This window comes from Sphingobium fuliginis, from assembly GCF_015074805.1.
Lineage (GTDB): Bacteria > Pseudomonadota > Alphaproteobacteria > Sphingomonadales > Sphingomonadaceae > Sphingobium > Sphingobium fuliginis.
On record NZ_CP060035.1, the window covers coordinates 2365162 to 2383454 of the forward strand.

11 protein-coding genes are annotated in these 18293 nt (G+C 55.6%); 5 read left to right on the forward strand and 6 right to left on the reverse strand.

Translation table 11 applies throughout. The features are described from left to right. Positions 1-162: 162 nt before the first annotated feature. The 4 genes from H5V43_RS11375 to istA all read right to left on the reverse strand — a co-directional run bounded on the left by H5V43_RS11375 (position 163) and on the right by istA (position 8770). The gene (locus H5V43_RS11375) at positions 163-5310 is read right to left on the reverse strand and encodes a glycosyltransferase (protein WP_193666664.1); all 5148 of its coding nucleotides are present in this window, start codon (positions 5308-5310) and stop codon (positions 163-165) included. Between the two features lie 213 nt (positions 5311-5523). Beyond that, positions 5524-6384: a right-handed parallel beta-helix repeat-containing protein gene (locus H5V43_RS11380; RefSeq protein ID WP_128830881.1), complete on the reverse strand. Its 861-nt coding sequence runs from the start codon at positions 6382-6384 to the stop codon at positions 5524-5526. A 266-nt stretch (positions 6385-6650) separates the two neighbouring features. Then, complete coding sequence (gene istB, locus H5V43_RS11385; protein ID WP_013041154.1) at positions 6651-7511, reverse strand: IS21-like element helper ATPase IstB; 861 nt, start codon at positions 7509-7511, stop codon at positions 6651-6653. Beyond that, positions 7508-8770 (reverse strand): IS21 family transposase, encoded by a 1263-nt coding sequence (istA, locus tag H5V43_RS11390; RefSeq protein ID WP_013041153.1) that lies wholly within the window; start codon positions 8768-8770, stop codon positions 7508-7510. The genes istB and istA overlap by 4 nt, the downstream gene beginning before the upstream one ends. A 432-nt stretch (positions 8771-9202) precedes the next feature. Between istA and H5V43_RS11395 the strand changes: the two genes are divergently transcribed. The 4 genes from H5V43_RS11395 to H5V43_RS11410 all read left to right on the forward strand — a co-directional run bounded on the left by H5V43_RS11395 (position 9203) and on the right by H5V43_RS11410 (position 15153). Then, complete coding sequence (locus H5V43_RS11395) at positions 9203-11365, forward strand: glycosyltransferase (RefSeq protein WP_193666665.1); 2163 nt, start codon at positions 9203-9205, stop codon at positions 11363-11365. 19 nt (positions 11366-11384) lie between these two features. Beyond that, positions 11385-12527 (forward strand): glycosyltransferase family 4 protein, encoded by a 1143-nt coding sequence (locus H5V43_RS11400; protein WP_025550144.1) that lies wholly within the window; start codon positions 11385-11387, stop codon positions 12525-12527. Further along, entirely contained in the window at positions 12524-13834 is a 1311-nt protein-coding gene (locus tag H5V43_RS11405) for a glycosyltransferase family 4 protein (protein WP_052816739.1), read from the forward strand. Before H5V43_RS11400 ends, H5V43_RS11405 begins: the two co-directional genes overlap by 4 nt. 86 nt (positions 13835-13920) lie before the next feature. Continuing rightward, a complete protein-coding gene (locus tag H5V43_RS11410; protein WP_128830796.1) occupies positions 13921-15153 on the forward strand; it encodes a polysaccharide biosynthesis/export family protein in 1233 nt (410 codons plus the stop codon). A gap of 48 nt (positions 15154-15201) precedes the next feature. Here the strand turns inward: H5V43_RS11410 and H5V43_RS11415 are convergent, their stop codons facing one another. Then, positions 15202-16254, reverse strand: a complete 1053-nt coding sequence (locus H5V43_RS11415) for a KpsE/RkpR family capsule polysaccharide export protein (protein WP_373278254.1) — start codon at positions 16252-16254, stop codon at positions 15202-15204. 87 nt (positions 16255-16341) lie between these two features. Next, on the reverse strand, positions 16342-17157 hold the full coding sequence (locus H5V43_RS11420) for an ABC transporter permease (protein ID WP_025550140.1): 816 nt from the start codon (positions 17155-17157) through the stop codon (positions 16342-16344). 211 nt (positions 17158-17368) lie between these two features. Here H5V43_RS11420 and H5V43_RS11425 point away from each other — a divergent pair, with 211 nt between their 5' ends. Then, the gene (locus H5V43_RS11425; RefSeq protein WP_025550139.1) at positions 17369-18280 is read left to right on the forward strand and encodes an FkbM family methyltransferase; all 912 of its coding nucleotides are present in this window, start codon (positions 17369-17371) and stop codon (positions 18278-18280) included. The last annotated feature ends 13 nt before the right edge of the window (positions 18281-18293 follow it).

Sequence of the window (18293 nt, forward strand, 5' to 3'; positions counted from 1 at the left end):
GATAGGGGGTATCGCATGCCGGAAAGGCATGGATTTCTGCGGCTTTGAGCTCCATTCGGGGCATTTCCTGAAACAAAGCGAGACCACGAGAAAGAAAAATGTCTCCAAGCCCCCGGAAAATCAACGTTTTTTTTGCAATTTTGAAAGAGGTTCTGGCGCCGCTTACGAAACCTCCTCAGCCGGCCCCATTTCGCTCAGATTCCCTTCCCATCCATTATCCATTATTTCGCGAGCGGCCCCGAAGGAAACGGAGTTCAAGCGAATGCCAAGCGGCCTGGGATCCTCATTAAGCCCCAGCGACATCGGGCTCACTGGCTCAATTCCGCTCAAACTCACCCGGTGGATGCCAGGCTCGACGAAATCGATCAGTGGCAGCAAAATCTCCTGGTTTTCTCCGGGAATAACCTGCACCTCCAACGATGCTTCATCATTGACCGCATAGTGAAGCGACACACCGACATCCCCATAGGATCCGGGTAGCACTTCTGCGTGGATGACTGGAGCTTGAGCTACATCCCTTGTCCGGAAGGCAAAAGTCACCGACGAAGCCGCCGACCAGCGACCATCCGGTTCCCAATCATGCCATCCATCCAGCATAAGCAATTTCCCGCCCGCGCCATCAAAGGTCCGTAATTCAAGACCGAGCAATTGCACGCCAAACCGCCGATAGTCCGGATGCGCTTCGCTTCGGCTCGGCCAGTTCGGATTATTGGGTATCAACCGAATATCGACCTCGCCCCGGCTATTGGCCGCAGCGTCCAACGGGACGAGTATCCGGTGCTGCAACGCAGTTCCACCCGGCATCTTAGCTTCGGCGATTTTAGCGCCGCCGTTGGCGAGGATTGTTATGCTATCGTCCTGCCGGTCACTGCCCATGCGGGAAAGATCCAGCAGGAGAACGCCATCTCTAACGATATCGGGGTCGACAGAAAAACAAATGCGCCCCGCATCTGCAAGTGACCATATTCCTGCACCATCGGGATTATGCCAGCCACCACACAGCATCTGGTCCGGAAGCCGCTGCCGATCCGGATCGGAACCTGGACGAAGAAACTGGCCCGGAGTCATCAGTGGCCATTTCTGGCTGGGCAACAGCATATCCTGACTGAAACTCATCATGCTGACGAAGAAATCTGACTTCCCAGCCTTTTTTCCCCCAGCCTCAAAGAGGGAAACGTACAACGGGTCCGATTCAGTTAAAAGAGTGGTAGGAATTTCCACGTCAACCACCGTGGGGATATCATCCTGCAATTCTATGGCAGATACGCAATGGTCGTTAACGAACAATGTTATCGTCATCGGATGTCCGGGGGAGGCGTGGGGCGCATCGATAACGAATTGCATCCTGACAGGGCGATCAAACCGGAGGCGCGCAACGCCGAACGCCAGATTCAGGCAGTTGTTTTGGGCATGAACGCCATCTCCCCCATAAGGCGATCCGATTCGGCAGAAGGGCCGGAAATCATGTATCCTCTCGTCGGGCGTAACGGAGGGACGATGGATCGTTTCGGTAAGCCGACGGGGCAGATCAACCGATGGTTCAACTTGCAGGGCAGCACGAATGTCTTCACGCGTACTGAACAATATGGCAGCGTCCCCTGCCTGAGACCTTCTTTCGACCATGAACGCGCTAAGACCGATACCCAAGCGCCTGGCATCTTCGAAGCTGTGGAAAACCTCCCGAACAGCAAAGGCATGATCACCGATCATCTCTATGACAAGACAGTCATCTTTGTTGATAATCTCCTGCGGGATAACCACCCGGTTGATCAACAAATCTGCTGTCTCCTCTCCAACTGCAACAGGCGGAAATTCCCATAGTCCCACGACCCGATCATTGGCACGCACTTCATAACGAAGCCGTTCGTGGCTTGGCTTCAAAACCTTGGCTAGGACAGTGAGAACAACATCTTCGTCTGGAACATGAGCAAACCGCAATTCGATGGTCCCGATAGTCGATTTAGCCCATCGTCCCCACACTTCAGAGCCATACCATCCCGACGGCAGATAAGACGCTCCCTCACCATGATTGCCAACCAAGGCGACGTCGCCCAGATTATAAACGGTGGCCGCGCGCACCTTCATTTCTGCGGCCAAAGCCTCGACGATATGGTCGGTTGTTTCGCTCCAGGAAGTGACGGTGAAATTTTCCCTGATTTCGGCTTCACGGGTCGCCCGGGATGTTGATGACGTGGAATAATGTTGAATCATGGATGCCCAGCGGATGCGGTCGAAGGGATCAATCAAGTCCGTAAGATCCGGGGCGATTTCCTTCATCGACGACCGGTTGGAAGACAGGCAAATCTTACCGTGCGCCAAGCTTTCGCCGACCGGCAATCCCCAACCCTCATATAGCGAGGGATAAGCCGTCATCAGAGCCTTGTCATAAAGCCAGTCCAGCGAGCTATCGTCGATATTATCCAGAATATGGATATGTGAATTGACTTTCGGGTCATCCCGCATGACGCGTGCGGTCTCGGCACCATTCCATGAAACGCCGCCCACGATCACAAGATGAGGGCAGGCGTCGCCCATCCTTTCCCGCAGAATGAGCCAAACATCGTAAAGGAGCCCATAGTTTTTGCGAAGATGAATTCCGCCAACACTCAGCACGAATGGACGGCTGCGGAAAAACTCCTGGGCTCGCATTCCTTCTGGAGTGGATTTTGATTCAAACGTGCCCACTTCATCAGCCAGACGGATTTTGGCAACCGTCGGCATGGTTATGTCATATTTTTCCGCAAAGGCAGAAACATCTCTACGCGTGCTTTCCGAATAGACGAGCAAACGGTTCGTGTGCTCAAGGATTATCGCACAATTCCGCTCCCACCGTTCCCCATAGTTGCCCTCATACCAATGTGGGAACAGCGCGGGGGTCATATCGTGCATCAGCACTGTCAAAGTCAATTTATGACCACGCGCAAAATGAGCTAGTTCCATGGCATAATCGGAATTAAGCATCCAGCTACTGCCAACCGAAATAATGTTACTGTTATCAGAGAATATAATTGCATTTTTCTTTTTTAATTTCTGCGACATAAGGCGAACCATATAGGCATTCAAAATATCTTTAATTATTACTTCTCTAGGTATTTCTATGAACCCAATTTCATTTGAATGATAGAAAACAAAACGAACGGATAAATCCATTCTCTTAATCAATTCTGCTCCTATCGATCGCTCTACCCTGACTATGCCGGATAACATATTGGCATTATTGGCCCAGGTAGTGACATCAAGAATAATATCACCATGACCGGTTTTGGCAGCAAAGATGCCCCCCTTATTTCCTTCTTTTGTACGAATTTCTGCAAAACGGTGTAGCACTTCGTCATATACGGCTCGCGTTTGCTGAACATGCTTCTCCCAAGAGAATTGTTCCTTGACATGATTTGCCAGGTCAAGAGCTTGCGCAGGTGTAATGGGCTCATCCCACGCTTCCCGAACAGCGTCGCGGAGGGAGTCCGAGCAGGATGGATCGCAATAGCGAGCACGGTCTCCAATATACTCACACTCGCCGGAACGATCGCTGAGTACCATGTTGGCCCCGGTCGCGGCAGCCTCAAGAGCTGTCAGTGGCGCCCCTTCCGCCCAGCTTGGCAAAACAAAAACGCGGGCGCCGGCGATCGCGGAACGAAGCATATCCGAATTTGGCTCCAACCGGTCTATCATGACGACACCCGGACCGCCAAAGCGCCTGATCAGATCAGCATATTCGGGATGCGCTTCATGACCGATAAGGACGATCGGCAGATCACTATCCCTCAAGGCGTTCACCAGCATCAGCTGATTTTTGCGCGGCTCCACTCGGGCAACGCAAACCACATAATCCTGCAACCCATAAGCCTCACGGAACAGGTCCCTAGGCGCATTCTGGAAATGAGTAGCGTCAACTGGGTTACGAACAAGATATTCAGACGTACCCACATCTCCGACAAGGTTTTTGAAAGCGTTCCGCTCACTCTCGCTCAAATAGATTAGGGCATCGGCCAGCTCCGCAATCTCGGTCGCCATGTCTCGATATCCCGGCTCCGGATCGGCCGATGGATGCAAGGTCGATCGCTCACGATGAATTTGCGCATAGTGCCGGACCATCGTTTCGGCCTCGCCGCCCGATTCAGCCCTTCGGAAAGCGCGAAAAATGTCCGCCTGCCAAAGCGGAGCCTCTGAAAGGTCAAGGAAGATCGGCGAAAAGACCAACGGCTTATTCAGTCGCTTTGCTTCTCGAGCAACACGCAGCGCAGTTTTCGGGTGCCATATGTTGAAGCCATGAACGATATCCGTGGACGGCATGATTCGGTCGTGAAGAGCCGTCGCCGCCACAGACAATGACCGGAGCGCCTGTGCCGTCGCTGGGACACGTCGACTGGGACCTCCCAATGTAGTGTCTTCAAACCCGTGGGTGACAAGTGACACGCCATACGTCTTGGACGGCTTGCCACCACTTCTATAAAGCGAGGGAGAAGCTATTTGCTGGAATAGCGTGCAGAACAACTTGTCGTGCTCGCTAGCCCAGCGGTCCCAGGTAACATGTTCCACCGAAGCCCGCAATTTCATCCGTTCATCGCGCAATCTCATCAAAACCGTACGAAGCGAGGCGGCATCCCCATTTTTGAAGGGAATATGAGGGAAGTCAGACACCCAGCCCACGTCCGAAGCAATGACCTCAACACCCGATGCCAGCGCCTCCAGCACGCTCATTGGACCGCCCTCATTGAGCGCAGGCACCAGAATATAGTCCATTGATTGGTAAAATGCCGGAAGGTCGACTTCGTCGATATGCTCGGCCATGCCCGGCCACCCTTCACCCGTAAAGTGCCATTCTATGTCCGGCACATCCATCACTGCGCGCACCAACGCCTCGCCCTTACGTCCAGTGTGATAGGTGCGACCAACAACGGCAATTTTGATCTTGGGTCGAAAAGCATCGATGTCGACCCCTGGCATGATGCAACTGGATTGCGAAACACCAAGAGCGTCGATCAATTTGAGCGTAGCACGCGACATGGCGATAGCATGATCGACTTCCAGTGCGGCCGCATCAAAGCGAGCGGCAGTAGCTGCGTCCTCCTCGCGATGAGTGAACAGGGCGATCTCGATCGGCGAAATCCTCCCGCCACGACACCCATAGGTTATGTAATATTGAATCGAAGCTGTCGGATCCGTATCTCTGCCATAAGTGACATAAGGCAAACGGTCAGCGATCTCCTTTGCCAGCCGTTCCAATATCCACCCGGTGTCAGATATCACAATATGCACGGACAACCGCGGCTTTGCCCACTGACCAATTTTACCATTCATGGCAGTCATCTATGCAACAACCTTTGACGCAAAAATTATATAATATTATGATATCTGATGAATTAACAACCACTTTTACCGCACCAAGGATGAAGTTGGCCGCAAACTGAGCTCGAATCTGCAATTGCAGAATACCGGCCGCAGTCGATCTAAGGTGTTGGGTTGGACGGCTCCCATCGGCATTGCAATGTGCCAAGGTGATGTCGCCGTAGGACACACATGCTATTGTCGAACCGAAGAGATCTTGTAATTGAAGATGCAATGATGCGTGGACGATACGTTCTTGGATCTCGGGCGAGGGAGAAATTCCCGTGAAGCCGGAGATATGTTCGTCGTAATTCCTTGAATGCTACGCGGGCCGCACATGGATGGATATGTTCCCGAACTACTGTTGAGATCGTTGCGCTCGATCACCATCGGGCCCGTCAATTTATCCACGTTGAGCGCAAGCATGGCGCCCCTGACCCTGTTGTCGGTCACAGCACCGCCAAAGGTGGGCGCTTCATACCATGGTGCCGATCCGATCATGATACCAAAACCACAGCGATGCCGCGGACCACAATCGATCACATTACGCCTGACCCTCGTGCCAGTGAAGTCGCCGCTGGTGGCCTTGGGCCAAGCCTGGAGCATGATTTCCGCGAACGAGCCACCTTCCTCGGCATCACTATGACTAAATTGATTGTTCGCAACCATACAGCCGACACAGCTTCCAAAGATGAGTTGCACATCAGTGTTGTCGTGAAACCGATTACCCGATACCTGAAAGCGCTTCGCATTGTGGATTGTAAGGCCATCGGCCCATCGTAAGTTAGCGTTGTGCGTCCCGTTCCCGTTGAAGGAATTGTTCCTAATAACCGTGCCGGTGCCCGAGCCATATTCAAGCGCTGTATAACAAGCCATGTCCCGGAAAACGGACCGCGTAATCGAAACATTATCTCCGCTTATCCTCAGTCCGCCTCCCATCGGCCTTTCCTTGTCAGATGCACAACGCTTTGCGGATAATTTAGGATCACTCAGGCGCGTTCCCTGAAATACCAAGCTATCAAGCCGGACAGCGTCGCTAATTATATCGAAAGGCATTATCGCGTCTCCCACCTGGGAGGAGGGTGCGATCGCGAGATGCAACAGGGCGCAGCGCGCTTCATTGGCAGAGCATGGCGGGGTGATGTTACTCCGGCCCCGGGTCTGCAATTTGACAGGACGCAATATCCGGATGGGTGTCGCGATCAGATAGTGACCTGGCGGGATCGCCACTGTTCCGCCTGGGCGTGTCAACGGGCACCGAAGATTCCGCAAAAGTGGGCATCTAAAATTCCCTAGTTTGGCGGGACGGTCTGTGCCGGTGATCAGCCGTGATGGAGATCTGGCTTTTCCTTTGCTGGTGGTCGGCCGCGCCGTTTCGGCAAGGGCGGTGGGTTGATGGATGGAGTTGCGCGCGCATGCTCAGGCAGCAGGTCGGCGTGCTGTCGCATACGATAGCTCGAGCCCTCGATCTGGATGACAACGGCATGGTGAAGGAGGCGGTCCAACAAGGCCGTCGCCACCACAGGATCGCCAAAGACATCCCCCCATTCCGCAAAGCCGCGGTTGGATGTGAGGATCATGGCGCCCTTTTCGTATCGGGCGTTGACGAGCTGGAAGAACAGGTTGCCGCCGCCCGGCGTGACAGGGAGATATCCGATCTCATCGACGACGAGCAGGGAGGAGCGGCACAGGAAGCGGATCCTTTCGCGCAACGTTCCTTCGCGTTCAGCCTTGGCCAGCGCAGCGATCAGATCGGCAAGCGGGATGAAGTAGACGCTTTTGCCTGCCTTCACGGCTTCGACTGCGAGGGCGGTCGCGATGTGGCTTTTCCCGGTGCCCGGCGGCCCCAGCAGATGCACGACCTCGGCCCGGTTGATGAAGTCGAGGCCGGCCAGCGCCAGGATCCGGTTGCGGTCGAGCGATGGCTGGAAGGAGAAGTCATATCCGTCCAGCGTCTTGATGATCGGCAGCCTGGCCATGCGCAGGGCCGCCTTGATCCTGCGGTTCTCCCGCAGCGACAGTTCTTCGTTCAGCAATATGTCGATCGCCTCAACGCCATCGATCTTGCCCTGCTCGATCCCGCGCAGGGTGGCGTCGAGCATTTCCAGGGCGCGCGGCATTTTAAGATGGACCAGACTGCGGCGGATATTATCAACGCGAGACGCAGCACCCCCATGGCTCATGGCCGTTCTCCTCGGGCCAGTTGGCTGCCGATCGCCTGATAGATCGCCAGGGAGCGCACAGCGACATGCTCGCCGATACGGCCAATGGTGATTGCATCCTTTGCGTGGTGACGACGCTTGGCCCCGCTGCCTCCGGTTCGATGCACAGGATCGATCCTGTACTGTCGGCGCCCCTCCAGGACAGGATGCTCGGCAATGACCTGGCCCAGGTCGATGATCCGGATCTTGTCGGGCAACTGCTGGATTTCGACGACGCGGCGGGTGCGATCGGGAACGCTGTAATAGTTGCCGCCGACGGAGACCATGCCGTCGTGGCTGACGCGGCGCTCCAGCTTCAGCACGGCATCGAAGCGCTCTGCTGGGAGCAGTTGCAGCTCAGGCTGCTCGGCGGCAAAGGCTTCGAGAATGATCCGCTGCGTCGTGCCATGGACACGGACGTTGGCGACGGTATCGAGCCAGTCTATCAGCTGGACATTGAGATCTTCCAGATTGCGGAAGCTTCGGCCCAGGAAGAAGTCCTTGCGGATATAGCTGAACGGCCGCTCGACCTTTCCCTTGGTCTTGGCCCGATAGGGGCGGCAGGCGCGGGGTACGAAGCGGTAATGCCGCGCCAGGGCCAGCAATGATCGATTGTAGATGATATGGCCCTGATCATCCTCCCCCGTCACGGCGGTTTTCATGCGATCGTAGAGGATCTCGATCGGAACACCGCCGATCGTTTCAAAAGCCTGCATATGGCAGCGCAACAGGGTTTGGAGATCCTGGTGCATGACATAGCGTGCAAACAGGAAGCGCGAATGCCCCAGCACCAGGCTGAACAGCCAGACGATCCGGCTGACGCCAGGCTCATCGGTAAAATCAACGACGAACCGGGCGAAGTCGATCTGCGCCTGCACGCCTGGCGGCGTCTCGAACCGCACCTCGAAGGGCTTGGGGCCGTTTTCCGGCCGGATCGCGGCCAGGAACCGCTTCACGGCAGTATAGGCGCCCATATAACCCAGCTCACGGATTTCCCGCGTCAGGCGCGCCGCTGTCAGATCGGGAAAGGCCGCCACCCGCTCGCGCAGAAATTCCAGATAGGGCGCCAGCTTGTTCGGCCGTCCCAATGCGCGTGGGCCATAGACCGGAGCTTCGACGCCCCGTTCGATATATTTGCGGATGGTCTTGGGATCGCGGCCAGTGCGTCGGGCGATGGCTGATATGGATACGCCCTGCCGATGTAGCTCGAGGATCATCATCAATTCTCCAAGTCGGATCATCGGCCCCGTCTCCGCGTCTGCAAAGGAGATGAGGACGATGTCGGCTCATCTCATTCTGCCGGGGCTAGCCCCGGCAGAATGAGATGAAGGGGCCACCAACTAGGGAATTTTCAAAGCCCACTTTTGCGGAGAATTGCAGGACCGATGACAGGGGGCGTAGCGTCTAGGCAGGCCTGAAGCGCTGGTCCCGCATCGCGCACGTTGCCCGCAAATGATGACACCGCATCGCACGGCCCCTTCGGTTGAGCGCTGGCAACATCGGGATGCCCTTCAACAACACCCAGAATTAGGAGTGCCAGGACCACTAGGCTTTGGACAAATGCCCAGGCAGGGGGACGATAATCTGGGTTCCCCGGCTTGCGGGATGATTGGGCCTCGTGCAGGAAGCGCCTAAACACGGCATTTACCTCTTGGGGTTCGTAGGAGCAAAATATGCTTTCAAAACTGTTGGACGGCAAGCGCAAGGTCAGCGACCGCCGAAAAGGTAATCAGTGCCGTGACGCCCGCGATTGGGCGGGCGCAGTCAATGCCTATACGCGCCATCTTGCGTTCAATAATGCGGACCAGCCCATCTGGGTTCAGCTGGGCCATGCCTGGAAGGAGCAGGGGCAGCTTGAGGAGGCCGCTGAGGCTTATCAGACAGCCGTCGATCTGGATATCAACGACGTGGACGCCAATACCCACCTCGCCGACATCCTACGTCGCCTAGACCGGGGCGAAGAGGCTCTAGCAGCTTATGAACGAGCAAACCGCGCTGCACCCAACGCAGAGGCGATGCGTAATATCCGATTATTACGTAACGACGCCAGGGTCACGGTTGCCACAGGCCTGGGGGAAGGAACGACCTTCTTTGCGATCCAGGATCTGTTTGGATATCTCAAGGCGCATGTAACGATGTCGGGCATCCAGCGCGTCCAAGCTGGTATTGCGATACACGCGATTAAGGACGCGGATGTCGATGTCCGCTTCATCCTGACCGACGCGGGGGACAGAACACAGGTTCTTCCTGCCGGAGAATTCTGGATGGTCGATAACGCACTGGTCATGGGCATCATCGATTATGCCTCTGGCAAGCACGTCGATCATGACACGCTCCGCGCAATGGTGATGGCGTGTGAAGATGGTGCAGAACGCGTTCAGCCGTTGCAGGGGAGTACTATTGTCCTGCTGGGAGCCTTCTGGGGACTGGGGAACAGCATCAGGGATTTTGTACATTCCAAGCGCGCTGGGGTACGCGTGGGTGCCTATGTCTATGACATCATCCCGGTCACTCATCCTGAATTTTGCGATGAAGCGTTGGTCACCGATTTTTCGATGGCGATCTGCGAATTATGCGCCACCGCTGACTTCATACTGACTATTTCCGATGCGACGCAGACTGCGCTGAAGGATTTTATCACTGAAAGCGGCGGGCGGCCGATCCCCATGACAACGGTCCCCTTGGCGCATCACCTGACGCGTGAAGTTGATGAGGTGGTCGAATGGCCTCAACAGTTACGACGCGTGAAGGGGAAACGCTATGCCGCCTATATCTCAACCATAGAGGGGCGAAAAAACCATCTCTATGTCGTCAACGTCTGGAGGCGTTTGATCGCCCAGGGTGTCGATGTTCCCGACCTAGTGTTCGTCGGGCGGCACGGTTGGAAAATTGGCGCGCTTACCGATGTTCTGGCGGCCACAAACAATCTCGACGGGCGCCTCCATATTGCGCACAACCTGTCCGACGGCGAACTGAATGCTGTCTATGCCAACTGCGATTTTTCTGTTTTCACCAGCTTTGTCGAAGGCTGGGGTCTGCCGGTCGGCGAAAGCCTGTTCCACGGCCGTCCCTGCATCGCGTCCGACACGTCATCAATCCCTGAAGTTGGGGGCGACCTGGTGGACTATGTAGATCCATTCAGCATCACGCAGGGAATGGAAGTTTTCCGCCGCATGATCACGGACAAAGCGTATCGCGACACTCGGGCACAAGCTATCCGCGATCGTTTCGTTCCCAGAACGTGGAAGGACGTGGGTGCGGACTTCCTTGAAAAGGTCAAGGCATATCAAGATACCGATATCGCGCCTTTCGAAGGCAACCTTAAGGAAGGACGGGCACTTTCGTTCAAGATAACCCCTGGACATCGAATCAACACCAAGGTTTATTTCAAGAATCCCAAGCGTATCTTGATTGATTCAGTGTTTTTATATGGGGCAGAAAATCATGGTGTGTGGATGAAAGGCCCGCGGCCTACATTCTCGATACCGACCGAAATGGCACCGGGCACGTCCGTTCTCGCCTATATTCAGTTTTCGGTGGCACCAGGTGCCTCAGACTGCATGATGACCCTGTTCGATCAGGTTGCGAACGAGGAAACAGATGCCATAAGATTGTTTGACATCAGTCATGGCCAGCCGGTTCGCTTCATGGCGAAGGTAGGCGAAGACAGCGCAATACGTATAAGGATCGATGTTACAGGCTCCTATCCGCGGTCTGCTAACGATGCACGTAATTTTGTTATCGGACTACGCACATTTGGATATGCTGATCCAGAAAACATGCGGGGACGGCAAGAATTACTTGAGGCCATGAGTCTAGTGGATCGAGCAAGCTGATATTTCCTTGACAAATGCAATGGTGCCAGAATCAGCCCAGCTTAATATGCCGATCTGCATCGACGGGCGAATGCTCAACGATGGAGGTGCTGGCACGGGAGTGGGGCAATATGCCCGCACTTTGATCGCTGCATTGCAAACGGCAGGCATTTGCCCTTCCGTTTTGAAGGATGGCGGTCCGGCAAGGCATCGCCCACGCATCCGCAAGCTTTTGGCGGCGGCGCGGCCATGGTCTCGCGTGGCATTTTTCAGTGATCAGGGCTTCTACGTGCGCGACGTTTTTCGCGAAGCGCAAGTGTTTTTCAATATGCACAAACGCCCTATGCCTATTGCCCTGCCGGGGCGGCCTGGCATCATGCATTGGTCCTATCCGCTGCCCCTACAGATCAGAGGATGGCGCAATCTATATACGGTGCACGATGTGATGCCACTTGACCCCGGGATCCCAAGCCCCGTCGACGGGGCCAGACTTCGCACCATGCTGAATGCGCTGCGTGATACGGGGGGAGAATTTGTGACTGTGTCAGATACTGCGCGCAGCCAGATCATTTCGCAAATGGGCTGGCCTATGCATATGGTAGCGACCTGTCACCAGGCAGCGGATATCTCGGGAGCGCGACAGGGAGCGCTGCCAGAAAGCCTCTGCGAGGGTGACTATCTTTTGTATGTGGGTGCCGTTGAAGCGCGTAAGAACCTACTGAGGCTGCTCGAAGCCTATCATGCCAGTGGCAGTCCGACGCCACTGGTCATCTCGGGCCCAGACGGTCTCGATGCTGCAGCCGTTGACGCGCGTATCAGGATGACCCCAGGGGCGATCAGACTGGGGCTCCAACCCCGCGACAGGGTGCTTCAACTGATTGCCGGCGCGCGCGCGCTGATCCTTGTATCGCTAGCTGAAGGATTCGGGCTGCCTGTCGCGGAGGCGATGGCGCTGGGGACGCCCGTTATTTCCGCCGACGTGCCGGCATTGGCCGAGGTGGGAGGCGGCGCCACACTGCTTGTCGATCCGCTCAACATAGCAGCATTGCGTGACGGCCTGATCGCTATCGACAGCGATCCTTTGTTGCGCGATCGCCTTTCCAGGCTTGGAGCCAAAAGAGCGCAACATTTTGCCCTCGAGCCCTATGCACAGCGGCTCCTCAAACTGTATGGGATAGCATGACCGACAACGCTTTATCGGCAATCCGCATTGGGCTGGATGGCTATAATCTGGCCATGCCGCAAGGGACCGGCGTTGCAACCTACGGGCGCAATCTGGCTGCGGCCGTGGCGGAACTAGGCCACTCGGTTGACCTCGTCTTCGGCGTCAACATACCGCGGAAGGCCAACAATGAACTTCTGGAATCTCTCTTTTTCGGACAGTTAGGCGCGGATTCTCCCGGTCACTTGACTATGCGCCGACGGATGCGTCGCTGGCGTGTACATCCCTTTGAGCATGAACTGATCCAGATTCCCGTAACTGGTCGCACGGTATCATTGGAAGGCACCGCCCAACTGCCTGCCTTTGAGCGGCTCTTCAATCGCGCCGAACTTTACGACCTCTGCGCCCGGCACTTCCGCCGATATGGTAAGTTTATGACACTAAATATGCTCGATCCGCCCGCGATCATGCACTGGACTTATCCCCTGCCAGTACGTCTGGCGGGCGCGCACAATATATACACTCTGCACGACTTAGTGCCATTACGGCTGCCGCGCGCCAGTCTTGAAGATAAGCGCTATTATGACGCGCTAGTGCGAACCTGCGTCCATGAGGCCGATCAAATTGTTACGGTCTCGGAAAAGTCGCGTACCGATATTATAGATCTGTTAAATGCAAATCCCGAAAAGGTCACGAACTGCTACCAGACCAGCGACATGCCAGCACTGCGAGATCCCGCAGCGCTGCCCAACCGCCTGCATCAACTTTTCGATCTGGAGATGAATGGCTATTTTCTGTTTTTTGGCGCAATCGAACCAAAGAAGAATCTGGGCCGCATAATCCAGGCTTATCTGGAGGCGGACATTGCAACTCCTCTCGTCATCGTGGGCTCAGAGGCTTGGCATGCTGACCGCGAACTAAAATTGCTCGGCACCGCCCACGGCCGAAAGTTACCTGGCGTTGATAGGATTCGCCGGATCGACTATGTGCCGCGGACATTACTGACCGACTTGGTCCATGGCGCGAAAGCCAGTCTCTTCCCTGCCCTGTATGAAGGCTTTGGCTTGCCCGCGCTGGAAGCGCTTGCCGCGGGGGTTCCCCTATTGTCGAGTACCACTGGCGCACTGCCTGAAGTGACAGGCGACGCGGCCTTGTCGGTGGATCCCTATGATATCGACGCTCTGGTTAATGCCATCCGAAGGCTGGACCGCGACGCTGCGCTCCGGGCTCGTCTCGCCGAGCGAGGGCCTTTCCAGGCTGCCAAATTCTCCCGCACGGCGTTCGCCGATCGCATTGGCCAGCTTTACCAGAAGATTATCAGGCGCTAGGCGCTTGCGAAAGAAGGCGAGCTGCCACCAACAGCGGTCAGCTAGTTATTATGCGGACGCTGCCCAGGCAGCATTGGAGTGATATCATGTACGTCAAGCGCTGGGTGCGAACTGTACGACCCGAACTCATCCTGTTAGCCGCAACGGCATTGGGCGGCTGCACGACATTGCCTCGAAATGGCCCGACCGGAAGCCAAATCTCGAGGAGCGCGACGAAACAGAACACGATCGGCTTCAAGATCATAGATATCGCGCCAGAGAATATCGCCGCATTGTCGACGACAAACAGTCCAACGGGTGCGCTTGCCACTCTCGCTACCGATGGTCTAGTCGATAGGATAGGTCCGGGCGATGTCCTGTCTGTTGAGATCTTCGAAGTAGGTGTCACCTTGTTTGGTGGCCGTGCAAATATCGGAAGCGCTAATGCTTCTACGGGGACCGAAGCTGATCTCTCCGCAAGCAACGAAACGATCGGTAATGGCGGAGTTGTCGTGGACGGCGATGGCAACATTAGTCTGCCATATATCGGAACCATAAAGGTCGCGGGCCTCACGGCAGCTCAGGTCCAGGATGAGATCGTGGTGAGATTACAGGGCCAGTCCCAAAGTCCGCAGGTGATTGTATCCCTTCGCCGAAATATCGCTAATGCCGTCGTCGTAATGGGGGATGTAGCAAATCCAGGGCGCTTGCCTCTTTCATTGGCGCGCGAGCGACTGCTTGATGCAATCGCAGAAAAAGGCGGCATTAGCCGGACGGCGCAAACTGGTTCGTCCACTGCTACCGGTACCGGCGCGCAGGACGTCATGGTTCGGTTCACGCGCCGCGGCCACATGGCGGAGCAATCGCTCGATAGTATCAGCGCAGGATCTCCAGATGATCTAGTGCTGTTGGGCGGCGATCGTATCGAATTGATCCGCCAGCCTCGTACTTTTACCGTTTTCGGAGCGCTGGACCGGATATCGCAAATCCCGTTCGAAAGCCGCACATTGACCCTAGCCGAGGCCTTGGCGCGTGCTGGCGGCCCGAACGACGGTCGTGCCGATCCGCGATCGGTGTTCGTGTTCCGTCTGACAGCTGATGCAGGCTCAGCCGAGCAACTGGGCAAATCGCCGGCATCCACTGAGAGTGTGATGATGCCGGTTGCTTACCGCATCAACATGATGCAGGCGCAAAACTACTTCCTAGCGCAACGTTTCGTTATGCGAGACAAGGACCTTATTTATATCGGCAACGCTTCAGCCAACCAGCCTCTTAAGCTGGTGCAGGCTTTGGGGCAGCTGTTCTCGCCGGTCATCGCTGTCCAGAATGCCACGCGGTAAAGCTCATGGCGTGCCCGGCGCCAGGTGCGCCGGGCACGCCATGCCGGTTTAGGCGGCATGTTCCTTAACGCCGGCGGTAATTAGCCAACCTATACCATAAACAAGCATCAAAGTTAAAAAGGCTGTCAGCACGGTTTTAGTGCGCTCTGGGTACAGGGCTTTTACGGGCATATTCGGATCGACAACCGGCACGACGAACAACTGCTGGCGACGGGCGTCATCCTGCGCCCGCTGAAGCCCCGCCGATGCGATCTCCAACTGCTTTCCAGCCATTTCCTGCCGAACCTTAATGCCTTCGTAGGCACCCATACCCGCTGCGACATTGCCAGGCCCTCGAGACAATTTTGCGCCCTCCGCCACGACCTGACGGGACAAGGCTGCAACACGCCGCCGCAGCGCCACTAGCTGTGGACTATTGGCGGAAACAACGCCAGCCATGGAGGCTTCCTGAGCCTTCGCGATAGCAAGCTGGCCCTGGAGGTCGGATACCATACTTGTTCTGGACGCTCCGGTAACCTGCGGATTGAAGTCCTGCTCACTCAGACGAAATTGCGTGATCTGCCGCTGAATTTGCGACAGATTGGCCTCGGCTTCGTGCACGCGACGCTGTGACATGGTGATCGCGTTGGCATAGTTGCGCTGGTTGAGCATGTTGACCCGGCCTTCGCCCAGCTTGAGTAGTTCCCGGATGATACGGTAGGAATCCTCGGGCCGAAAACTGCGGACCTTCAATGTGGTGATGCCGGTTTCGGTACTAACATCCACATCGACCTTACCCTTGAAATATTTTTCAAGCTGTTCAGGCGTCGGGCTAGTGAACCAAAGGCGTGACACAGCATCAGCCTCCGGCCTCTGAAATCTCTGGCTCAGGCCAATCCTCGATTGCAGGGCGGCAACTGCATCATGCGATTCCAGATAATCCGCGACGACCATGGCGTCGCGTTCGGAAGAAGTCCCGCCAACCATCGTCAACGCTTGACTGAGGCCACTGGGTGCAGCCGGAGTATCCGACGTCCTTACGACGAAATGCGCTTCTGACTGGTACTGATCGGCCGCTATCAGGTAATAATATATCGCGACCAGGGCAGTGGGGAGCAGCACGATCAAACACCAGTTACGGTGCTTGTGGAACCAGCCTAGCAGCCAAGTTCGAGCTGTTGAAGATGAATGATCCAAGATATATACACCTTAGTGAAGATGAATGCGACGTCTTGTTATTCTGATAGAGACGAGCCCGGCATATGTCAGAAACAGACACCAGCTGACAACATAGGGTATATCGACATAGGTGTCCTTGGCGGCATGGAACTGGCCATATCGCAAAAGCTCAAAGATTGTAGGCAATGGGAACCAAGTCAGCCAGTTTTTATATGGCTGCGGGACCCAAGAAAGTTGGTAAAATGCCCCCGATAGCGGCATCAAAATATATGTGATCGGGTGTACGAACCGCGCAACAAGCTTATTATCGTGCGTCCAGGCGCATATCAAAAGCGAAACAGAGAAAGAAAACCAGAACATCAGACCAATGCCGGTCAATAATTCCAGCATGCGGGCGGGCGGTTCAGACATTCCCAATGCAGTGACAAGGCCCATCAGCACGATGTAGGACATCGTCGTCCCGACGCCCTCCAGCAAGCCGCGTGCCAGCATCATGTCGAAGATCGTAACACGGCGATGATAGAGTAGTGGCATGTTGGATTCCAACGCGCCATCGGCACGAGTCACCATGCCCCGAAACATGATGAACAAAGTATACCCAAGGATGGCGAACGGAACTGGATGAATGCCCCCGTGAGGCAAACCATGCCCGGCATGAAGCAGGGCGACTGCGCTAGCCAGGCTGAGCGGTTCCAGGAAAACCCAGAGATAGCCTATATTTTCGCGACCATAACGGGTATGCAGTTCGCGCATCAGAAGGGCGCCGATCACGTCTCCCTGGACCTTCAGACCGTGCCAAAAGCCGCGATCCCCGGTGGAACCGGAAGTGTTTGAAATCATAGTCATGCGGGAGCTTCTATCTCGATACGAGCATCATACGATATAAATTCGCCACTGGCACAGGCGGGCCAGTTAGACGCGATCCGAAAGTCGCCGGTTCCCTATTTTTATGCATCATGGTGGCTGCCATATCCTGCTGCGCGATGCTACTCAATGCGTCCATCGCTGTTTACGGTAATTGTCGCCTTACCATTCGGTTTGGCATATGGGCGGATATATGAAGCATATTTTTCCCCGTACGGATATCCTGTCTCGCTTTCGCCCCGGTTCCAGCAAAGACGACGGCATGCGGCTATTTCATCTCGATCATCTCCGAACCTATCCGCGACAACGCAACGAAGCGGTGATCCGCCAACTTTGCGCGAACGCTTATCTGGGTGAAGGGCGCTCATTGTGCCGAGTGCTGGGCCGATATAAGATGATTGTAGATACTTCTGACGTTGGGCTCTCAAGTCATCTGCTGCTCGACGGCTATTGGGAAATGTGGCTTACCGAATTATTGGCAGATTTGGTCAAACCCGGCATGAAGGTGGTGGATGTCGGTGCCAACCTTGGCTATTTCTCCTTGCTGATGGCGGATCTCGTCGGTCCAGCGGGACAGGTTCACGCCTTTGAACCCAACACCGATTTGGCGCGGCGGATGATTCAAAGCCTTGCGATTAATGGTTTTGACGGCATTGCTACCGTGCATGAGCAGGCATTGGCAGACGTCGAGGCAGACGTTTTGCTGGTTGTGCCCTCCGCCGAACCGAAAAATGCCCATCTTTTGCCCGCAGGCCATCCCGTTTCCGCAGATGACACAACCGTAAGCCGCCTGCTCCGCACGCGTAGGCTCGACAGCTACAATGAATTGCTCGACGCGGATATCATCAAGATCGATGCTGACACATCCGAACAGGCGATCTGGCACGGTATGGCGGGCATCCTTCAAAGCGGTCGTCCTCTGACAATCGTACTTGAATTCGCGCGCGTGCGTTATGCCGATCCGGGCGCGTTCATCGACAGGATAGCGTCTGACGGCTTTCGTCTTGCCGAAATCACATTCGAGAGTGGCGTACAGCCAACACATAAGGAGGCGATCCTTGCAGCCTCCCCGACCAATGACGTCATGTTGCTGCTCACCCGCTGAAAATCGGTACTGA

What these genes read in the sequence shown, in the direction of transcription:
- H5V43_RS11380 (WP_128830881.1), bottom strand. Translation starts at nt 6,384, where the DNA reads ATGCCTTTCGATATAATTAGCGACGCTGTCCGGCTTGATAGCTTGGTA.
- H5V43_RS11405 (WP_052816739.1), top strand. Translation starts at nt 12,524, where the DNA reads ATGACCGACAACGCTTTATCGGCAATCCGCATTGGGCTGGATGGCTAT.
- H5V43_RS11420 (WP_025550140.1), bottom strand. Translation starts at nt 17,157, where the DNA reads ATGACTATGATTTCAAACACTTCCGGTTCCACCGGGGATCGCGGCTTT.
- H5V43_RS11425 (WP_025550139.1), top strand. Translation starts at nt 17,369, where the DNA reads ATGAAGCATATTTTTCCCCGTACGGATATCCTGTCTCGCTTTCGCCCC.
- H5V43_RS11400 (WP_025550144.1), top strand. Translation starts at nt 11,385, where the DNA reads ATGGTGCCAGAATCAGCCCAGCTTAATATGCCGATCTGCATCGACGGG.
- H5V43_RS11395 (WP_193666665.1), top strand. Translation starts at nt 9,203, where the DNA reads ATGCTTTCAAAACTGTTGGACGGCAAGCGCAAGGTCAGCGACCGCCGA.
- H5V43_RS11375 (WP_193666664.1), bottom strand. Translation starts at nt 5,310, where the DNA reads ATGACTGCCATGAATGGTAAAATTGGTCAGTGGGCAAAGCCGCGGTTG.
- istA (WP_013041153.1), bottom strand. Translation starts at nt 8,770, where the DNA reads ATGATCCGACTTGGAGAATTGATGATGATCCTCGAGCTACATCGGCAG.
- H5V43_RS11410 (WP_128830796.1), top strand. Translation starts at nt 13,921, where the DNA reads ATGTACGTCAAGCGCTGGGTGCGAACTGTACGACCCGAACTCATCCTG.
- istB (WP_013041154.1), bottom strand. Translation starts at nt 7,511, where the DNA reads ATGAGCCATGGGGGTGCTGCGTCTCGCGTTGATAATATCCGCCGCAGT.